Here is a 20,532-nt window from a genome sequence, read left to right as displayed (position 1 = left end):
GGGATTTTTAAATACCTGGGCTCACTTCCTATTTACAAAATCACCTTATCTTTGCACATGGAAAAACAAATCAGTTCTTTCGCACCAGCCATCGAAGAGATGTTTACTTTCGATGATGTACTATTGGTCCCAGCCTATTCTCAAGTCCTGCCCAGAGAGGTCAATATAGAATCTCAATTAACTACCGGGATCAGGCTTAATGCTCCAGTAGTTTCTGCAGCCATGGATACGGTGACAGAAAAAAAACTAGCTATAGCGATTGCCCGTGAAGGGGGTATCGGTATGATTCATAAAAACATGTCCATTGAAAGCCAGGCAGACCAGGTACGCAGTGTCAAACGATCAGAAAGCGGTATGATCATAGACCCAATTACGCTCAAAGTTGGTGCCACAGTAAAAGATGCTCGGATCATTATGGACCAGTATGGCATAGGAGGCATCCCGATTATTGACGAAAAAAATCATCTCATCGGAATACTGACCAATAGAGATCTTCGGTTCGAGACCATACTTCAAAGGCCGATTACTGAGATTATGACCAAAGAGAACCTGATCACTGCCCCAAAAGGCACCACGCTGGAGCAAGCTAAAGGCATTCTTCAAAACTATAAAGTTGAAAAATTACCTGTAGTGGATGAGTATGGGCTGCTCATTGGATTGATCACTTACAAGGATATCATGAGACTGGAAGATTACCCGCTATCCTGCAAAGACACTTTAGGCAGGCTTGTGGTAGGTGGAGCCGTGGGTGTCAATAGTGAACTGCATGATCGTGTCGATGCCCTCGTACATGTCGGCGTCGATGTCATATGTATTGACACTGCACATGGCCATTCGCAAGGCGTATTGAATGCGGTTAAAAGTGTGCGATCACGATATGCCCACCTTGAGATCATTGGAGGAAATGTGGCTACAGCCGAAGGAGCTATAGCGCTCAAAGAAGCCGGTGTAAATGGAGTCAAAGTAGGAGTAGGTCCAGGAAGTATCTGTACTACCCGGGTGGTCGCTGGTGTAGGTGTCCCTCAACTATCAGCTATCATGTCCGCAGCCAAAGGCTTGCAGGGCAGTGGTATACCGATAATAGGGGATGGCGGTATTCGATTTACAGGTGATATCGTCAAAGCAATAGCTGCTGGCGCAAGCACAATAATGGCAGGGGGCCTGTTCGCAGGAGTCGAAGAAGCACCCGGCGAAACCGTATTATATGAAGGCCGCAAGTTTAAAACTTATCGTGGTATGGGGTCCCTGGGCGCAATGCAATCCGGTTCTAAAGACAGATACTTTCAGGATGCTGAGGATGACATTAAAAAATTAGTCCCCGAAGGTATAGAAGGAAGGGTGCCATATAAAGGCCAATTGTCGGAAGTAATGACGCAAAATATCGGTGGCTTGCGTGCAGGTATGGGTTATTGCGGAGCTGCCACTATCCCTGATTTACAAAAAGCCAAAATGGTGCGTATATCATCTGCTGGTATACATGAAAGTCATCCACATCACGTGACCATTACAAAAGAGTCCCCTAACTACTCTTCCATCGCATAAAAATCTGTTTAATAGAACTTTATCATTACCAAATTGGTTTGTAGGGTGTTAATTTTTATCAATTAAATACAATATCTGTCCTATGTCTTTTGTAAATATTGGTTTGGTACAAATGGCCTGCGTAGCTGACAAAGAAGAAAATTTGAACAAAGCCATCATCATGGCACGAGGAGCTGCCGAAAAAGGTGCACAGATCGTTTGTCTTCAAGAGCTGTTTACTTCCTTATATTTTTGTGATGTCGAAGACTATGATCACTTTCAATTAGCTGAGCCTGTACCAGGACCTACTACTGAAAAACTTCAGAAAGTCGCCAAAGAACTGGGGATCGTGATCATTGCCTCCTTATTTGAGAAAAGGGCCCAGGGATTGTATCATAATACGACCGCAGTGATAGATGCTGATGGGTCTTATCTCGGCAAATATCGCAAAATGCATATTCCTGACGACCCAGCTTTTTACGAAAAATTTTATTTTACACCGGGTGATCTTGGATACAAAGTTTTCAAGACCAGGTATGCCACGATCGGAGTACTTATCTGTTGGGATCAATGGTATCCCGAGGCAGCCAGGTTGACAGCTTTGATGGGCGCTGAGATATTATTTTATCCTACCGCCATTGGATGGGCCACCAGCCAGGATGAAGCTACCAATACCGAACAGTATAATGGATGGCAGACTATCCAAAGAAGTCATGCAGTGGCCAATGGAGTCCATGTGGTCAGTGTCAATCGGGTAGGCTTCGAACAAAACGGTGTTATGAAATTTTGGGGAGGATCTTTTGTCTCTAATCCATTTGGTAGAGTTATGTTCCAGGCTTCTCACGACCAGGAAGGGGTCCACGTAGAAAAGATCGATCTCAGTAAAACCGATTTTTATAGAACCCACTGGCCATTTTTGAGAGACCGAAGAATTGATTCATATAAACCGATCACTAAACGATATATAGATGGAGAATAATAGTCATCTTCCTGAAGCACATATTGTGGAAGCCAGAGTTGCAAACGCATCCAAATTGACACCAAAGGAACAAGGTTATTATTTTCCGGCAGAGTTTGCCCCGCATGAAGCAACCTGGCTTTCTTGGCCTCATAAAGAAGCCAGTTGGCCGGGCAAGATACATGCCATTTACCCTCCTTATGTTGAGTTTATCAAAGAATTGACCAAAGGTGAACTGGTGAGAATAAACGTGGCAGACTTCATGATGCAAGAGACTGCCACGAGATATCTGGTAGATGCTGGGGTCGATCTCAGTAAAGTACAGTTTTATATACATCCGACAGAAGATGCCTGGTGCAGAGATCATGGACCAGCTTTTCTGATTAATCCTGCAAGATATATTAAAAAGATCATCGTAGACTGGGGTTATAATGCATGGGGCAATAAGTATCCTCCCTATGATATGGATGATGTGATACCAACGCGCATAGCACTTGCTTTAGACTTACCGGTTTACCACCCCGGTATCGTTATGGAAGGAGGAAGTGTGGACTTTAATGGTGCAGGCACTTTAATTACTTCCACAGCCTGCCTGTTAAATAAAAATCGAAATCCTCATCTCAACCAATCTCAGATAGAGCAATACCTGGTAGATTATTATGGTGTCGATCATATCTTATGGGTAGACGAAGGGATCATTGGCGATGATACGGATGGCCATATTGATGACACCGTAAGATTTGTCAACGAGGATACTGTCATCACATCTATTGAACCTAATATGGCTGACGAAAATCACCCATTGCTCGTTCATAACTTAAAGCAACTGAAACAAATGCGATTGCGCAATGGCAAACAGTTAAACATCATCGAACTACCGATGCCAGACCCATTATATTACGAAGGCCAGCGATTGCCAGCCTCGTATGCCAATTTCTATATTGCCAATAAATCTGTGATAGTCCCTACCTATCGGTGTGCCAAGGATGAAGTTGCATTAAATATTATCCAGAATTGTTTCCCGGATCGTCAAACTATTGGAATTGATTCCACTGATATCATTTGGGGACTTGGCAGTTTTCACTGTCTTAGTCAACAAGAACCGAAGGTTTGATTACCTCCAGGCACTCAGGATACCACACATCAGGGCTAAAGTGATCAACCAATATACACAGTTGACCGCCAACCACTGCCAACTTCTTTTTTCGAAAATAGCCATAGTACCGAGAATGGGCAGCACTACCATAATGGTGTTACCAAACCCATGTAGAAGACCATGCGCAAATGTCACATAACTATGGCCATCTTCGGCTGTCCATTGGTCGGGGCCGGTGACATTGCCATGACAAAACATAGCCAGGAAAAAAGCTAATACAAGGGCACCTACATATAATATAGGCTTAGGGCCATTGCCTATGCTATCCAAAGTAAAGCCATTTGCTTTCATCCACATGCCGCCGGCGACTTTTGGATGATAGTAGATAAATCCCACAATCATGGGCATTAAAGTAGCCACAGCTACCGCTAACATATTCATTTTATGATCCATAATATTTAAAGGTTTTAGGCTTCGAATATATAAAAATTAACTAAAATTTTAAAAACTGCCTATTTATCTTATTCAATACTAGAAACAAAGGACATGACAAATTGGATATCCGAAGTAGGCATGCAGGAGCGATACATATAGCATGAATAGAATCTTAAGCTTGTGGGATAAATTTAACCAAGCCAAATTCACTAACTTCTACAATTTGAAGATATTATGTAATTAAATACCTGGTCCATAAACCCTCAGGACTTTGACAGATTTAAAATCGTCGGATAACTATGTTTTTTAAATAATACGGTTATCTTTGCCCCGCTCTTTTAAAGAAATTTGAAGGAGTTGTGGGTGCCTTAGCTCAGTTGGTAGAGCACAGGACTGAAAATCCTGGTGTCCCTGGTTCAATTCCTGGAGGCACCACCCATTTGAAAGGGCCTGTCGTGAGACATGCCCTTTGTTATTTTATGATCGATGCATTGGGTTTACATACTGTATAGTCAAAAAGCTGATAAGCATTACATTGGTGAAACCGAGGATTTATCAACTAGATTATATCAACACAATACTCATTATTTTAATACCTCCTATACCACTCAAGCGGTTGATTGGGTTGTGGTCTGGTCTTTTAACATGACTACAAGATCAAAGGCGCGGATGGTTGAATCTTTTTTAAAAAAGCAAAAGAGTAAGCAGTTTATCATTAGGTTCTTGAATTCCTCCGATTTACAGCATGACATCATTGCGAAATTTAGTTAAAAGCAGGGCCGTTTTTCCTTGGGTCCCTTATCCCCCCCCGTTCCCCCGCACCACCTCCCCGCGAAATTTACCTGAAAATCCTGGTGTCCCTGTCCCGAAGTTTCGGGACAATTCCTGGAGGCACCACCCATTTGAAAGGGCCTGTCGTGAGACATGCCCTTTGTTATTTTATGATCGATGCATTGGGTTTACATACTGTATAGTCAAAAAGCTGATAAGCATTACATTGGTGAAACCGAGGATTTATCAACTAGATTATATCAACACAATACTCATTATTTTAATACCTCTATACCACTCAAGCGGTTGATTGGGTTGTGGTCTGGTCTTTTAACATGACTACAAGATCAAAGGCGCGGATGGTTGAATCTTTTTTAAAAAAGCAAAAGAGTAAGCAGTTTATCATTAGGTTCTTGAATTCCTCCGATTTACAGCATGACATCATTGCGAAATTTACCTGAAAATCCTGGTGTCCCTGTCCCGAAGTTTCGGGACAATTCCTGGAGGCACCACCCATTTGAAAGGGCCTGTCGTGAGACATGCCCTTTGTTATTTTATGATCGAATGAAGATATTTCGTTGGCTAGCCCTTCTCCTATTTGCAAAACTTTTCCAGATAAATCCCTGCCTGGCTATGACCCAGGCTTTTAGCCATCTCCAGGTCTATACATGCTTCCGTACTTCTACGTTGATTTATTTTAGCAACAGCCCTATTAAAGAAAGCTTTTTCATGTTTGGGGTTTAATTTGATGACCTGGCTGAAATCTTCTTCCGCCTTGGCAAAGTTTTTCTGGTTAAACCAAGCCAATCCACGATCATAAAATGCTGCATATTTGCCAGGAGAAACGGTAATAGCCTGAGAAAAATCTTCCACAGCGCTCGCATAATTTCTCAGTTTGTCTTTGACTTCTCCCCGACCTATCAAACCATAATATTCCTTAGGATTCAACAAGACAGCAATGTCAAAATCTTTATACGCTAACGTTAGATCTCTTAATTTGAGGTAGCAATATCCCCGACCAATGTATGAAGGCACAAACGAACTATCCCGGCTAATGGCAGCTGAAAAATCACGAATTGCAGAAGTGATATCACCGGATTCAAATTTGACTTTGCCTCTATAATACAAGGCTTTTTGCTCATCCGATGAGTTTAAGAGCTCATCAGTAGGATTATAGATATTGTCATTAAACGTGATATTACTTTCAGAAGAGGCCCCCGGGACCAAACTGATTAGTTTTTTTCTTTTGTCCAACACTTCTGGATCACCAAGCAAATTAAGATCCTCCACCAATCTTTGATAAGCATTATAATCTGCCAAAGCCCCTTTAAAATCACCCAATTCTGTTTTTGATTCAGCACGGCTGGCATAGATATAATAAAGATTTGGGTCTAACTGCAGGGCTTTGTCATAGGCCTCCAAAGCTCCTTTAAAGTCCTTATTCAGACTCAGATCAGTACCCCTATTAAAATACACCAGTGGATCTTCCTGTGATGTCAAAAAGGCTGAAGTTTGAAAAAGAAAAAAAACACTAAATATTATTCTCAATTTTGGTTAAATTTTTATGCAAATGTAAGCCCGCTTTGAGATTGATGCTACTAAAGTTTAATTTTGAAGGGAAAAATTGAATATTTAATAGGTTGATAGTAACTTTTTGATCAATTTTTACATTGTAGATAATACATTCATTCGAAACCTCAGGGTTGATGGCTCTTTTGGTCCGGGTTTCAGAAAAAATCGAAAATTCAATGAAGTTTTTTTTAGTTCTTGTATTGACATGGGCAGTTTTTCTTGAAACGATTAGTGGACAAGCCAGCAGTGGATTAAATCAAACCGGACAAATCTCGCTTCAGGCTGTCACCACCCCTTCCCCTCATTTTTATGTCGCATCTGTAAATGCACAGGACATCAGAAGTTATGTCCCCTACGACCACAGAGACCTCATCATCGTAGAAGATAAAAATGGTAAAAGAATCAGCGAAATTCGAAATCAACTTAACGAAGCGATTGACTTGGTGTCTAATGACAAAACCGTTTTCGTACTGGATCAAAAAGAAAAAGCCATCCTGGCATATGATATGATGACCGGCAGGTTTTTGAATAAAATAGGGGCTAACCAAGCTGAAAAGATCCGAAAACCCACTTCCATAGGCATCTTACAGAATAGCCAAATCATGATTATGGATAATAGTAAAAACATGATCCATATTTTTGATCAGACGGGAAAACCAATTAAAAGCCTGGTGTTAAATGGGATCGTGTCCCCTGTCAAAGCTCAGACTAATGGAAAGGACGCAATCTATGTCCTGGATGATAAACTTCAGACCATCATTAAGTTTGATGCTGAAGGCAAAACCAACGGCCAATCCAGGTTGCAGGTAGATGCTACCAATCCAGGGGATGCAAAAGGCAAAATTGAATCCTTCATAGTAGATCCGCTGGGTTATGTGACCGTTTGGAATGGCAGCACAGGAGAGTTAGAAACTTATTCCTGGAAAGAACAGCCGGTGAAAGTCTTTGTCACTAATCCTCTCGATGGGTTGAATCTATCAAAGGCCAAATACATTGGTATTAATCCAGCAAACTATCACTTGCAAGTAACCTCTGGTGATGACAAAGTCAAGTCATTTCAATATAAAGTCCCTGTATCTACTCCTGAAAATTTATTTGGCTTTGATATCAATAAGGAGCAATTGATAGTAGCATTTAAACCAATCTCTGACGGCACTGCCAACCGATATGGGTTATTGACTCAGGACAGAAATGGCGACGATTCTCTCGCTTATACTTCGGACGAACAGCCATTCGTAATTACTGAAGGGTCTATTTTTGACAACAGGAGCAGAAGGTACAAACTGGTAGCTTTTAATCCTTCGGGCATGGGTACTCCAACCTCAGGTTTCGATAATTTTTTTGGTTTGGGCAATTACCTAAAAACCACGGATAAACCTGATGAGGCCCTGGCGGCCTATCAAAATGCCCTGAGATATATGGGGCGACCACAAAAAATGGTGCTTTACGTATCCAATGCTATGATGGAAATCGGCAAAACACTCATCGGACGAAATGTGGATATGATCAAAGGTCTCAATGCCTTAAAGACTGCCTATAATCTAAATCCCAGAGAGCCGGCTATTCAAAAAGGACTTTCTCAAGGTTTTGACAACCTGTTTTGGAGGTTTGCGGCACAGGAGAATTTTAGTGCAATCATCGCTGAGTCAGATAAAGTGATTAGTCAGACTTTCCTCAAACCACATTTATTGAGAAGTATTGATTCTATCTCTTCCACCTTAGAAAAATTGCAAACCATATCTACACTTACCAATGCCAGAATGCTGAGGACCAGGATGGTCAATTGGGCTCCCGAGCAAACCTCTGTTTGGAAAGGAGTATATCAAATCGATCTTTCTTTGTTCGAATTAAAATCCAAATCAGGTGCCCCTGAATATGAACTCCAGGCCTTAATCAATGAAGCCGGTCTTCATATTAATAAAGCGGTCGAACTTTTACAAAAAAGCAATAGACCCTTCATTGACGAATACATACAATATTTGCAAACTTTAGATCTGTCCCGTCAATATGCAGATCTTGAAAAAAATAGTCGCGCTGCCTTAGAAAGTTTTGCCAACCGCATGGATGCTAACCAGACTTTACAAACTAAGGAGTTATTGGCCTCTTCGCTCTCCGGCCAGAAAAAATATGATGATGCCTTGGTTCAATATAATTTTCTCCTTTCTCAAAAGCCCAATGAGACCCAGTGGAAACTCAAAATGGCCGATATCCAATATGCAAAAAATAACACCATGGAAGCACTTTCCCTTTACAAACAGCTGTTATTAAATGATAGGGACCAACCTAACTATATAGCCAAAATAGGTTTGGCCGAACTGGCGCTTGGCAATTATTCAGAAGCCAGTATCCAGTTGGAAAAAGCTTCACGCCTTAATCCATCTGACAAAACACTTTTCGGCCCACTTGGTGAAGCTTATGAAAAGACCAATAACCTTCAAAAGGCGATCGATCAATATAAGCTCGCGATCAATTTATATCAAACGCTCACCAGAAATAGCTCAGCGATTGGGTTCAAGGAGACCACTCAAATGACCAAATATTATGAAGTCAAATTAGCTCAGCTCTATGGAAAGTTGAGCTATTTTGATCAGGCGGCTGAAGTATATCAAAAATTAAGCATTGCAAACGCTGAAGACCCTACTATATGGTATGGTCTGGGTACGGCTAATCTTTCGCAAGGACTCGTTTATGACGCAGTGAAAGCTTTTCAAAAAGCCCAATCTCTTGAACCCAACAATGCAGAATACCAATCTGCACTCCAAAATGCCATCTCCTTGCGAAGTCAGGTATCTAAAAACGAAGACCCCTTGTCGATATCGGGGGTCAAAATTCAGGAGATCTACCCTTCTTTATATGTCAACTATGGGGATGCCTCCTTATTGCCTATAGGAGATGTAACTGTTACCAACAATACCAATCTGCCCATCAGTTATCAACAGATCACCGTCGAGATTCCCGAGATTATGAAAGAACCATCATCACAGCCTGGAGGAGTCATCGTAGGATACTCCAACAATACCAAGAGTCTTACAGCGATACTTTCTTCAAAAATATTGGACAATACCCTTAGCCAAAAGCTCCAGGCGAGGGTAACTATCAATTATATTTATAATGAAAGACCCCGCACATCCACCAAGACAGTTCCTGTCACCATTTATGGCAGGAATTCGATCAATTGGTCTGACAAAAGGAGATTGGCCTCATTTATTAATGTAGGACCTGGTCCAATGGCGGAATACGCGCTTGCCAGCAACGATATATTCAAGTCCTCTAATTTTGTTCCACTGGAAGCCAATCTTGCTAAAGCCATTCAGATATATTCCATGCTGGATCAGGAAAAATTAGTGTATACCCCAGACCCAGACTTAAGTTATTCTTCAGTATCCACTAATACGAACCTGATAGATTTTCTTCAATATCCGGGCGAAACCTTGTTAAAGAAAAGAGGAGATTGTGATGACCTGGTGACTTTATATTGTTCTGCGTTAGAAAATGCCGGTATACCCACTGCTTTCATTGATGTGCCAGGTCATATTTTTATGGCCTTTGATCTCAATATCAATCCGAGCCAGGTAGAAGTATTAGGATTTAACAACCGCGATGTGATTATTTACAATGGCAAGACCTGGCTACCTGTTGAAACCACATTATTAGGAGTCGCTTCGTTTAAAGAAGCCTGGGAATCAGCGGCTTCCAGATACCTGTTAGAACTCAATCAAGGTCATTTTCCCGAACTGGTCACTATGGCGGAAGCCCGGCAAGCTTATCGCCCTTCTTTATATCATCCCATCAACTTGGCCAAAAGTAGCGTGGACAAAACCAGTCTATTAAAGGAATACACAGACCAGGCATACCAGATCTATGGCAAGATCAATGAAGGTATCATAGCTACCATGAGGAATCAATACCTATACGAACCTTTTAACGTTTTTATCAAAAACAAGTACGCTGTATACCTGGGACAATCAGGTCGCTTATCTGAAGCCAAGGACATTTTAAAAGAGGCCCTGCGCCTGGTACCTTCCAATCCCTCGGTCCTGAATAATATGGGCAATATCCTCATGCAGGAGGGCAATACAAAAGAAGCTATCCAAAATTATGAAAAAAGCTATAGCTTTGATAACGCGGATTTCCGTACAGCGATCAATCTGGTAAAAGCATATCTTAAGGAAAATGATAAGGCAAGTGCAAGAAAATGGATGGATATTGCCAATGCTATCGATACGCGTGCCACTGAAAATTTTAAAAATTTAATCAATCAAATAAAATAGTAAATCATGAAACGCAAATCCCTAATTACCTGTTTTGCTTTCTTTTTGTGTGTGTTCTCCGTGAGTGTGTATGCCCAGGTAGGCAAATCACAACTCGGCAAGGTCACCTATCTCGAAGGACAAGCCCAGTTGACCAATGACCAAGTCACTACACCTGTCGGAATCAATACTGTATTGTATGCTAATCAATACATTAAAACTGCCCCTAAATCCGTAGTAGAAATACTGTGGTCTAATGGAGCCAAGACTTCTATAGAACCTTCTGCTACCTATGCGGTAAAAGACCTTTTTAGTCAAAGCGGTGGTCAGGCTCTGGCACAAAACGAGTCGGTTTTTACAGGATTCAAAAAAGTTTTCAGATCAGCCACCGAATCAAAACGTGCAGAGGAAGGGGGTATCAGAAGGTCCAAAGCCAAAGCGGACACTATGCTTAATCCAGATCAGCTCTATTGGAAGGAAGATAAAGAAATCACTTTTGACGAGGCTTCCACCTATTATGAAAAAGGAGATTTTGTCAAAGCAGTTTATGCTTTTAAGACTTTTCTTGATCAGCAACCCATGAGCGAAATGGCCAAATATGCCACCTTCGCGCTGGGCCATTCATACTTGAGGATCAACAATCAGGTCAAAGCCAGAGAGTTATTCGAACAATTTATTCTGAAATATAGCAATGACGAATTGCGTGTACAAGCAGAATCCGTATTAGCCAAATTCCCTGCTGTCCATTGAGTCAAAGGCAATTATTTAAGTTTTTACGGATTTTTGTTTTAACTGCTCTCAGTATTGCAGTCACTTTATTAGTTATCTGGATAAGTGACCGGTTGGTTGGAAGTCCTGTAAAAAAGCTCGAGAATTCTATTTATGATCTGGCTTTTAAAAGCAGGAGTGTAAATAAGCACAATACTCAGTTTTCACTGGAGGATATAGTGATTGTCGATATAGACAATGCCAGCATTAAAGAACTTGGCCGGGTACAAATGTGGCCAAGGCTTTATGATGCAAAAGTTTTAAAATATATTTCATCTGGCAATCCCTATGCTATTGGAATAGACTTTTTATATACCGAATCAGATAGTCTGCCACCCATATATAATTCCTTTTTAGAAGCCAAAGGGATCAATGACGGCAGTCACGTGCTTGGTGCTCTCAGTACTGATCAGGCGCTTTCAACTGCTATCGATAGTGCTCAAAATGTCTATTTGAGCCTATACGAAGAGCGCGACCCCGAAATGAAAATGGCCAATTTCAGTTCTGAGAAATACTTAAGATATTTTAAAACAGGATTAGATAAAAATATTAATTTCCCTCAGTTTGGGCAGCCACAATTGCCGATAGATGCCTTTAGTAAATATGCCAAAGCTATCGGAAGTATCAATACAGATTCGGACATTGATGGAGTCTTACGCAGTTATCAGATTTTATCAAAAGTGGATAGTATCGGCAAAGATAGCCTCCGCCTGATAGCAAATTTTCCGTTTTACATGATTCTGGACTTGATGGGTGTTCGTGACCAGGAGATCATTTTAAAAGACGGCAGATTGTATATCACAGACAGCATGTCGATCCCCCTCAATAAAGATGGAGGATTCAGAATAAATTGGTTGGGCAGCAGCGAAAACATAAGATCAATCTCCTATTATAAGCTCCTGAAGCAACTCGTACCTGCTAATTTTTTTGAAAATAAAATTGTTTTTCTTGGCACCAGTGCTTCCGGGTTAGAAGATATCAAGACCGTCCCTCAAACAGAGACCCGTCTTCCTGGAGTAGAAGTGCATGCCAATGCATTCCTTAATATCGTCAATCAATCTTTTTTAAAAGAGATAAGCCTAATCCGGTTTATCCCGATACTGTTATTGATTGGTTTTCTTACCTCTCTATTATTTACTTATGTAAAACCAATTTATGCTCTGCTGACACTTGGTGCCCTATTGATTTCTCAGTTTTATGCGATTTTCCCACTTTTTGTGAATTTTAATTTAATGATACCTATTGTAGCCTTGATGACTGGTACCGCCATCACAGGCATCGTCACCAATACCTACAATTATTTTACCGAACAAAAACAAAAACGACAGCTTAAAAACGCTTTTGGCACCTATGTATCATCAACAGTAGTCAACAAAATCATCGAAGACCCCAAGAGTCTCATGTTGGGAGGTACTAAAAAAATCTTATCTGTCCTTTTTTCTGATATCCGGGGATTTACCAAATATTCTGAAAACATGGACCCCCAGGTGGTGGTCAGTATCATCAACAAATATCTTTCAGAAATGTCGGAACCGGTCCTTGCACACGAAGGCACTATTGACAAATTTATTGGCGATGCCATCTTTGCAATCTTTGGAGCTCCACTCGAGTTTTCTGATCATGCCGACGAAGCTTGTGAAGTAGCTTTGGAAATGATTGAAAAACTCAAAGAAGTCAACCAATATTTAATAGGAGAAGGTTATGGGCCTTTGAAAATTGGAATCGGTATCAATACAGGTGAAATGACCATAGGCAATATTGGATCTACTAAACGATTTGACTATACTGCCATCGGAGACTCTGTCAATCTCGGATCTAGAATCGAAGGACTGACCAAACACTTTAATGTCAATATTCTTGTATCTGAGTTTACCAAAAACTACTGCAAGTCAGATATCTTCCTATTCAGATCAATGCCGGAAACCCAGGTACAGGGTAAAAACAAATCTGTCGGTATTTTTGAATTAGTGGGCATGAAAGCTAATAGACATTTATTTGAGCCGGCCATCTCTCTCTGGGAAGAAGCACACGCTACGTTTATGCAGAAAGACTTTATCCAGGCTCTTGAATTATTTAAAAAATACCAGATCGACCATCCCAAAGATGTGACTACTGCGATCTACATCGAAAAATGCGAGCAGTATATAGTGAATCCGGAAGAATTCACCAACAGTATTACTATGGATAATAAATAGGTGGACGGGATAATTTTTTTAATTATTAGAGGTGTCCTTTGAATCACTACATTTCCATTTTCTCCAATTGAAAAAAAAATTTTGTTAATAATATCTTCACAGTTATTAACCCTCAATCGTTTTCTAAATATTAATTTATTATCTTTATTTGACACTAATCAATCTTCTCAAGAAAACAAAACCAAATTATATGTTATATTTTTTACGTACTTCAAAAGTATATACCTTATGTATGGGTGTATTTCTTTCAATGGCTTTTACAAGTATGGTCCAAGCCCAATCTGTTTCGGGCAAAGTGACTGACAAAGATGGAGAGCCTTTGCCTGGTGCTGCCGTGCAGGTAAAAGGCACCCTCAACGGAACTGTAACCGATATAGAAGGCTATTATCAATTGACTGCCAATGCTGATGATATCCTCGTGATCTCCTATATCGGGATGGAAAACCAGGAAGTGGCAGTCCTCGGAAAATCAGTGGTCAATGTAATTATGGATTCCGATGTCAAGATATTATCTGAGGTGATTGTAACTGCTTTAGGTATCAAAGAAGACCGGAAGAACCTAAGTTATTCGGCTCAAAGTATTGGTGGTAAAGAATTGCAAGAGACACAGCGTGACAATGCTGTGATGGGCTTACAAGGAAGGGTGGCTGGCCTATCACTCACACCAACCAGTGGTATACCAGGTTCATCCATCAATATTACCTTAAGAGGTGTCAACTCGATCGGCAACAGCAATCAACCACTCTTTGTAGTGGACGGACTACCCATAAACAGCGGAACTTTTGATACTCACAATCTATATTCTGACGGCGCTGGTGTAGCAGGTAATGTGACCAACAATCGAGATGATGTGGCCAACAGAGTGACGGATATTAACCCTAATGATATCGAAAATATAACCGTACTCAAAGGCCCAGAAGCTGCAGCATTGTATGGTAATGAAGGAGCTAATGGGGTCATCCTTATTACCACAAAAAAAGGCAAAGTAGGTTCAGGGCGACTTAATTATAGCAATCGTTTTACCACTTCAGCCATCAACTTATTCCCTGAAACCCAAACCACCTATGCACGTGGCCTAAATGGTAAAAATGATCTCGCAACCTCAAGCTTTTTTGGAGAAAAAATTTCTGCAGGTACCAAACTGTATGATAATATCGGAGCATTTTACCAAAACGGGTCTAACTCCCGACATGACTTGAGTTTTGATGGTGGTACTCAAAGTTTAACTTATAGGCTTTCCGGATCATACTTTGACACCAAAGGTGTGATCCCAGAATCAGGACAAAAACAACTCAATGTAGCACTCAACATGGATGCTCAATTATTGAAAAATCTCCGAGGATCAGCGAGATTAAATTATATCAGCAATAATTCTTTTATACCTCCTGGGGGAGCAAACGGGTATCTGCTTAGTGTATTGAATTACCCACAATATATAGACATCACTGATTACCTCAATCCGGATGGCACACGAAAGCAAACAACATCGCTCAGCCCTTCAAGCGAATTGGATAATCCATTATTTCTTGTAAATAAAAACAAACGGACTGATAATACCAACCGCACCATATCCAATGTATCTCTAACATATGACCCACTGTCCTGGTTTTCAGTGACAGCAAGGATGGGAGCAGATATATACAGTTCGTTGGGCAATCGTTTTTATCACCCGGAGTCTGTGATAGCTAATGCGAGAAAAGGATTTATTGAAAACTATAGTGACGACGGTCGAATCCTCAATGGAAATATATTTGCAACTTTAAAGAAGAAAGTTGGCAAAATCGGCGGTTCGCTTTTAGTGGGTACTTCTATAGATGATAGAGAATCTGATATCAATGCTACCTATGGTGAAAATTTATTCTTACCTGATTTTAATAGCATAAATAATACCAGTCCAACTACTCAAAGAGGCAAAAGCAATCTGAAAAGAACTCGACTTCTAGGCGCTTTTGCTAAGGCTGAAATCAACCTCAACGACCTCCTGATATTCAACCTTACAGGACGAAACGACTGGTCGTCGACTTTGCCGGTTTCTAACAGATCTTATTTTTACCCATCGGCGGGTGTCTCATTTTTATTGACCAGTCTGCCTATGTTTAAGGACAATGACAGGGTACTTTCCTTTGCCAAATTAAGGGCATCCTATGCTGAGGTGGGTAACCCCGCTCCTGCCTATCAAATCCAGGCCCGATTGGTACCTCAAACCTCTACTGGTGGAGGATTTCTATTTGACTTCTATGGTGACAATCCTGCGCTCAAACCTGAGACTGTGAGTAGCTACGAGATTGGAGGAGATTTTTCATTTTACAAAGGACTGATTAATCTGGATCTGGCCTGGTTTTCAAAAAGCATCGTAGACCAGATCGTCACCCAACGGCTCAGTTATGGAACAGGGTTCATCTTCGGGCTATTAAATGGAGGAGAACTTAATACAAAAGGATTTGAAGTTCAGCTGGGATTGAATCCATTCAGAAATAATAAATTTGACTGGAATCTCAATGTCAATTTTACAACATACGCGACTAAAGTAGTATCTCTCCCCGCTCAAGTAAGTGAATATTATAATTCTGATACCTGGGTCTATGACAATGCCAGAGCTAGTGCTTTTTCCCCGGCAGACATTTTAGCAGCAAGATTTAATTCTCCAACAAACAGATTTTATGCCCCCTTAAATAGTCGCGGTGCTGGTACTGCAACTGCAATTGGTGGATTTAGCTATCTGAGAAACAGCAAAGGTGATGTGCTAATCAATGCTACGAGTGGATTACCACTCTCCAATGCCAATTTTTTACCTATAGGAGATAGAAATCCAGACTTTACAATCGGTTTGGTCAATAAATTGACACTTAATAAAAATCTAAGTCTATCTTTCCTGGTAGATATCCGAAAGGGGGGAGATATATTTAATGGAAATGCTTTTTATCTAACCAGATCAGGCTTAAGTCTAAATACACTTGACCGTGAGACACCGTTTGTAGTTAAGGGAGTACTCAAGGATGGTAAAGAAGAATCTGAAAATCCAACTGTCAATACCATTGCTATAGATCGCAATCTTTCATCTACATATTATACCACTTCTATCCAACCAGAGGATTTTGTGGAGAGGGATATTAATTGGGTCCGACTCAGAGATCTTACATTAAAATATGATTTCCCAGCTAGTATGCTGAAGGGATCGGGTGTTTTCAAATCACTGGGTGTTTTTGTCAATGGAACAGATCTCTTCCTTTCTACCAATTATAGTGGCGCAGATCCTTATGTAAGTAGCACTACACCTGCGACAGGAGGAGCTGGAGGATACGGCTTTGATTACGGTAAATTATCCTTGCCTAAAACATTCTCCGTTGGAGTTAATCTCGGCTTATAAGAAAAATGATTTATAAAACGATATAACTTAAAAATCATGAAAAACATATATAATTCAGTTTTTATACTATTCATACTGCTATTGACATCTTGTGAAAAATACCTCGATGTCAATTTTGATCCGCGTAATCCACAGGTAGCTCAGGGTTTTGCTATACTGCCACCTATTTTTTCACAGATGGCAAGGGGAGAGTCTTTTGATACCCGATACGTAGGCGCATATACCCAAAATTGGTGTACCAGAACAGCAAATAATATCTGGGATCAACATGGTTATGCCGCTGGAAGTGATGCCGCAGGAGAAATCTGGAGATCCCATTATTGGTCTATTGGTAAAAATGTAGACCTTATAGTTGACGATGCAACAGCCAAAGAACAATGGGATTATGTTGGAGCAGCCCTGGCTATCCGCGCATGGAGTTGGCAGCGCACCACTGATCAGCATGGAGAAATCATTCTCAAAGAAGCCTGGGAACCCAACCGCTATGTATTTGACTACGATACCCAGGATGAAGTATATGCTGAGGTTGTGAGAGTGGCCAATCTCGCATTGGACAACCTCAACAAAACCGGAGCTGCAGTAGATGAAGCTTCCTTAGGCAGAGGTGATCTTGTATATAAAGGAAATCGAGCAAAATGGATAAAATTTGTATATGGAGTATTGGCCAGAAATGCACATCGATTGACCAATAAATCGACCTATGATCCAGCCAAAGTCATCGAGTACGTAGATAAATCCTTTACCTCCAATGCGGATAACTTTGCTGTTCCTCATGCGGGTACCAGTTCCTCTGATGGTAATTTTTATGGACCTACGAGGAACAACCTGGCTAATTTCAGACCTACTAAATTTATTGTAGGGCTATTGGATGGTACCACTTTCAAAGGGGTAAAGGATCCACGAATTTCGTTAATGCTGGCACCTAGCCCAGATGGCAAATTCTACGGAGTCACTCCGACCAAAGTAGACTCTACCAACAATACCAATGATCCTAAAAGGATACCTTTATTGTGGGGAGGAGCTCCGACTTTAGCTGTTGCTTCGCAACCTGGTATCTATATATTTAAGGACAATGCGGATCACCAGATTATGAATTATTCTGAATTACAATTTATGAAAGCAGAGGCAGCTTTTATTAAAGGAGACAAGCCTCTCGCATATGATGCTTTCAAAAAAGGAATTATAGCTCATATGGATTTTTGTAAAGTCAGTGCCGCCAATCGAGACGCTTATATGACGAGTGCTGCTGTCCCTCAGGCCGCTGCTGATCTCAAACTAAGTGACATTATGTTGCAAAAATATATATCACAATGGGTATTGGGGTCGGTTGAAACCTGGGTAGACATGAGAAGATATCATTATGATCCTGCTGTATATACCGGATTCGAACTTCCTGCAATACTGTATAGTGGCAATAATGGCAAACCCGCATATCGAATGAGACCCAGATACAACTCCGAATATGTATGGAATCTGGAAACTCTGAACAAATTGGGTGGAGCAGACATCGACTATCATACCAAAGAGATGTGGTTTACTCAAAAATAATTTTTAGCTTGTAAAATCAACCAAAAAGGGATCCGATAATGGATCCCTTTTTTATTACATGGCTATCTTTATACCATAAGGTGAGCAACCATTTTTCCCTGGACAATGAAATTATCATTTAGAATTAAAAAACAAGCAGACTTCGTATATGATTATCTGACTGACATGCAAAAATTTGCTTCTGTTCACCCGTTGATTTCAAAAATAGACGAGATCGGCCATCAAAAATATCTCGTACATGAGTATATAAGATGGGGCATCATCCCTGTTTCATTTACCTATCCTGTGACCATTGAAAGCTACCGGGCTAAAAACTTAATACTTATGCAAGCGGTTGTTATGAAGTTGACTAAAATTGAAATGGTCTACGTACTTTCAGCAGACGATGATTTCACGGTGATTGACGAAAATATCACTGTTAAATCGCCTTTACCCATTAAATCAATTATAGAAAGAATCTTCCGCAAACAACACGGACTATTATTCAAAAATATAGAAGCGCTTTAAGCTGAATGCGAACATGAAATGCTGTTGACCGTCTCCCACTTCAACCATAAATATTCAGGTCGAGGTACTTATTTCGAAATTTGCCTTTGGGATCATATTCTTTGACCAGAGCAAGAAACTCATCATATTTTGGATACCTGGCATGTAAGCTTTTGGGGTCGACTGTAAATAATTTACCCCAGTGTGGTCTTACGCCAAATGGTGCCAACTCTGCTTCAATGATTGGTAGTAAGGCCATGACCTCCGGTATATTTTGTTTTAATGTAAAGTGGATGGCGACTGAATCTTGTTGATAGGCCGTGCTCATCCATAGATCATCTGCAGCGATAGTTCTGATCTCAGTGATCATCAATTGAGGATAGATGAGATCTCCTTTTTTTTCCAATGCTATAATGGCATCGACTGCATTTTTACGAGGGACAAAAAACTCCGCCTGCAGCTCCTCTCCACTGCTGGGTGTAAATCCCATTTTGAAGTGAGGTAGTCTTTCGTACCAGGTGCCGGCCACGCCCATTTGTTCGGTACAGTTTTCCGATGATAGTCTGGTGATGGGATGCAAGTTTTTAGTGGCTGCTCTCGCTCCAAAAAAATCCAGTCCAAGATCTTTAGTGTCACTCTCCACTTTTCTCTTAATCCATACCTGGGAGATCGCCTTATTTTGCCAATCTGTAAAAAGACTGACACTATATCCGGATGACATGATTTCATCAAAATGTTCCTGTAATGAACTTAGGGGTAGGTCCTGATACAAATCCTGACGCACCCGGTAAGTTGGTTCTACTTGCAGGGTCACTTTAGTGATGATCCCAAATGCCCCGAGACCAACTACCATAGCATTGAATTTTTCGCCATCTTTTTCTTTACTGAGTTGGTGCAAAGCGCCATCAGCCGAGATAAATTCAAATGCTTTGACCGCTGTAGCCAGGTTGCCATTGGTGACTCCAGAGCCATGAGTAGCCGTCGAAGCTGCTCCAGCCACTGAGATATGGGGTAAGGAAGCCAGGTTATGGAGGGCAAACCCCAAATGATCTAATTCAGGGGCAAACTGACCATATCTCACTCCAGACTCAACAGTCACTGATCGGCCAGTGGAATCCAAAGACACCAACTTGTTTAAATTTGCAGTTGAAATCTGATTCAAAGGGCTGTCGGCGATATCGTTAAAACAATGACAGGAACCCAATGCTTTTTGAGTAGAAAGTTTTTTTACCAGGGACTGTGTTTCTTCGACTGTCTGAGGCGTGTACAGATTTTTAGCCTGGTACTGATAGTTGCCGGCCCAGTTTTTTCTTATGACCATGGGAGTAGTTTTACAATTAGCCAAAGGTAATAACATACTTCCGGCAGCCGCCATGGCAGCATGATGGATAAAATCTTTTCTTTTCATGTACCTGATTTGTTAATCGATTGAAGATAAAAAATATTATCCAGAGGCTTGCTTAAACAAAAAAAGGGCTGAAAAATTCAACCCTTTTTAACTTTGCGAAGAAAGTTATAATGGAATTAAGAACTCAATTTGTATAAAGTGAAATGTAATCAGATCC

General features: G+C 40.8%; 14 protein-coding genes and 1 tRNA gene. 12 read left to right on the top strand and 3 right to left on the bottom strand.

Translation table 11 applies throughout. The features are described from left to right. Positions 1 to 57: 57 nt before the first annotated feature. The 3 genes from guaB to IPJ09_18530 all read left to right on the top strand — a co-directional run bounded on the left by guaB (position 58) and on the right by IPJ09_18530 (position 3,593). Entirely contained in the window at positions 58 to 1,542 is a 1,485-nt protein-coding gene (guaB, locus tag IPJ09_18540) for an IMP dehydrogenase (GenBank protein ID MBK7373394.1), read from the top strand. 82 nt (positions 1,543 to 1,624) lie between these two features. Then, the gene (locus IPJ09_18535; GenBank protein ID MBK7373393.1) at positions 1,625 to 2,500 is read left to right on the top strand and encodes a carbon-nitrogen hydrolase; all 876 of its coding nucleotides are present in this window, start codon (positions 1,625 to 1,627) and stop codon (positions 2,498 to 2,500) included. Further along, positions 2,490 to 3,593, top strand: a complete 1,104-nt coding sequence (locus tag IPJ09_18530; GenBank protein ID MBK7373392.1) for an agmatine deiminase family protein — start codon at positions 2,490 to 2,492, stop codon at positions 3,591 to 3,593. The genes IPJ09_18535 and IPJ09_18530 overlap by 11 nt, the downstream gene beginning before the upstream one ends. Here the strand turns inward: IPJ09_18530 and IPJ09_18525 are convergent, their stop codons facing one another. Beyond that, complete coding sequence (locus IPJ09_18525; GenBank protein MBK7373391.1) at positions 3,594 to 4,028, bottom strand: DUF1761 domain-containing protein; 435 nt, start codon at positions 4,026 to 4,028, stop codon at positions 3,594 to 3,596. It abuts the gene before it with no gap. 344 nt (positions 4,029 to 4,372) lie between these two features. Between IPJ09_18525 and IPJ09_18520 the strand changes: the two genes are divergently transcribed. The 3 genes from IPJ09_18520 to IPJ09_18510 all read left to right on the top strand — a co-directional run bounded on the left by IPJ09_18520 (position 4,373) and on the right by IPJ09_18510 (position 5,120). Next, a tRNA-Phe gene (locus tag IPJ09_18520) sits at positions 4,373 to 4,445 on the top strand. Between the two features lie 51 nt (positions 4,446 to 4,496). Next, the gene (locus IPJ09_18515) at positions 4,497 to 4,781 is read left to right on the top strand and encodes a GIY-YIG nuclease family protein (protein ID MBK7373390.1); all 285 of its coding nucleotides are present in this window, start codon (positions 4,497 to 4,499) and stop codon (positions 4,779 to 4,781) included. 177 nt (positions 4,782 to 4,958) lie between these two features. Then, positions 4,959 to 5,120 carry a GIY-YIG nuclease family protein gene (locus IPJ09_18510; protein ID MBK7373389.1) on the top strand — a complete coding sequence of 54 codons (162 nt, stop codon included), beginning with the start codon at positions 4,959 to 4,961 and terminating at the stop codon, positions 5,118 to 5,120. A 255-nt stretch (positions 5,121 to 5,375) separates the two neighbouring features. On the opposite strand, the gene IPJ09_18505 is transcribed toward IPJ09_18510, so the two are convergent. Next, the gene (locus tag IPJ09_18505; protein MBK7373388.1) at positions 5,376 to 6,281 is read right to left on the bottom strand and encodes a tetratricopeptide repeat protein; all 906 of its coding nucleotides are present in this window, start codon (positions 6,279 to 6,281) and stop codon (positions 5,376 to 5,378) included. Positions 6,282 to 6,529: 248 nt separating this feature from the next. On the opposite strand from IPJ09_18505, the gene IPJ09_18500 reads away from it, so the two are divergent. The 6 genes from IPJ09_18500 (at position 6,530) to IPJ09_18475 (ending at position 18,988) form a co-directional block, all read left to right on the top strand. After that, positions 6,530 to 10,624: a tetratricopeptide repeat protein gene (locus tag IPJ09_18500; protein MBK7373387.1), complete on the top strand. Its 4,095-nt coding sequence runs from the start codon at positions 6,530 to 6,532 to the stop codon at positions 10,622 to 10,624. A gap of 6 nt (positions 10,625 to 10,630) precedes the next feature. Continuing rightward, the gene (locus IPJ09_18495) at positions 10,631 to 11,353 is read left to right on the top strand and encodes a tetratricopeptide repeat protein (protein ID MBK7373386.1); all 723 of its coding nucleotides are present in this window, start codon (positions 10,631 to 10,633) and stop codon (positions 11,351 to 11,353) included. Further along, positions 11,350 to 13,566 carry an adenylate/guanylate cyclase domain-containing protein gene (locus tag IPJ09_18490; GenBank protein ID MBK7373385.1) on the top strand — a complete coding sequence of 739 codons (2,217 nt, stop codon included), beginning with the start codon at positions 11,350 to 11,352 and terminating at the stop codon, positions 13,564 to 13,566. Before IPJ09_18495 ends, IPJ09_18490 begins: the two co-directional genes overlap by 4 nt. A 250-nt stretch (positions 13,567 to 13,816) precedes the next feature. Continuing rightward, positions 13,817 to 16,933 (top strand): SusC/RagA family TonB-linked outer membrane protein, encoded by a 3,117-nt coding sequence (locus IPJ09_18485; protein ID MBK7373384.1) that lies wholly within the window; start codon positions 13,817 to 13,819, stop codon positions 16,931 to 16,933. 36 nt (positions 16,934 to 16,969) lie between these two features. Then, positions 16,970 to 18,481: a SusD/RagB family nutrient-binding outer membrane lipoprotein gene (locus IPJ09_18480; GenBank protein ID MBK7373383.1), complete on the top strand. Its 1,512-nt coding sequence runs from the start codon at positions 16,970 to 16,972 to the stop codon at positions 18,479 to 18,481. 105 nt (positions 18,482 to 18,586) lie between these two features. Beyond that, positions 18,587 to 18,988 carry an SRPBCC family protein gene (locus tag IPJ09_18475; protein MBK7373382.1) on the top strand — a complete coding sequence of 134 codons (402 nt, stop codon included), beginning with the start codon at positions 18,587 to 18,589 and terminating at the stop codon, positions 18,986 to 18,988. A 40-nt stretch (positions 18,989 to 19,028) separates the two neighbouring features. Here the strand turns inward: IPJ09_18475 and IPJ09_18470 are convergent, their stop codons facing one another. Continuing rightward, a complete protein-coding gene (locus IPJ09_18470; protein MBK7373381.1) occupies positions 19,029 to 20,375 on the bottom strand; it encodes an FAD-binding protein in 1,347 nt (448 codons plus the stop codon). Between the last annotated feature and the right edge of the window lie 157 nt (positions 20,376 to 20,532).

Source organism: Saprospiraceae bacterium (genome assembly GCA_016709995.1).
Taxonomy (GTDB): domain Bacteria; phylum Bacteroidota; class Bacteroidia; order Chitinophagales; family Saprospiraceae; genus JADJLQ01.
Note: the sequence above shows the minus strand (reverse complement) of the source record. Positions and strands in the feature narration are given on the sequence as shown.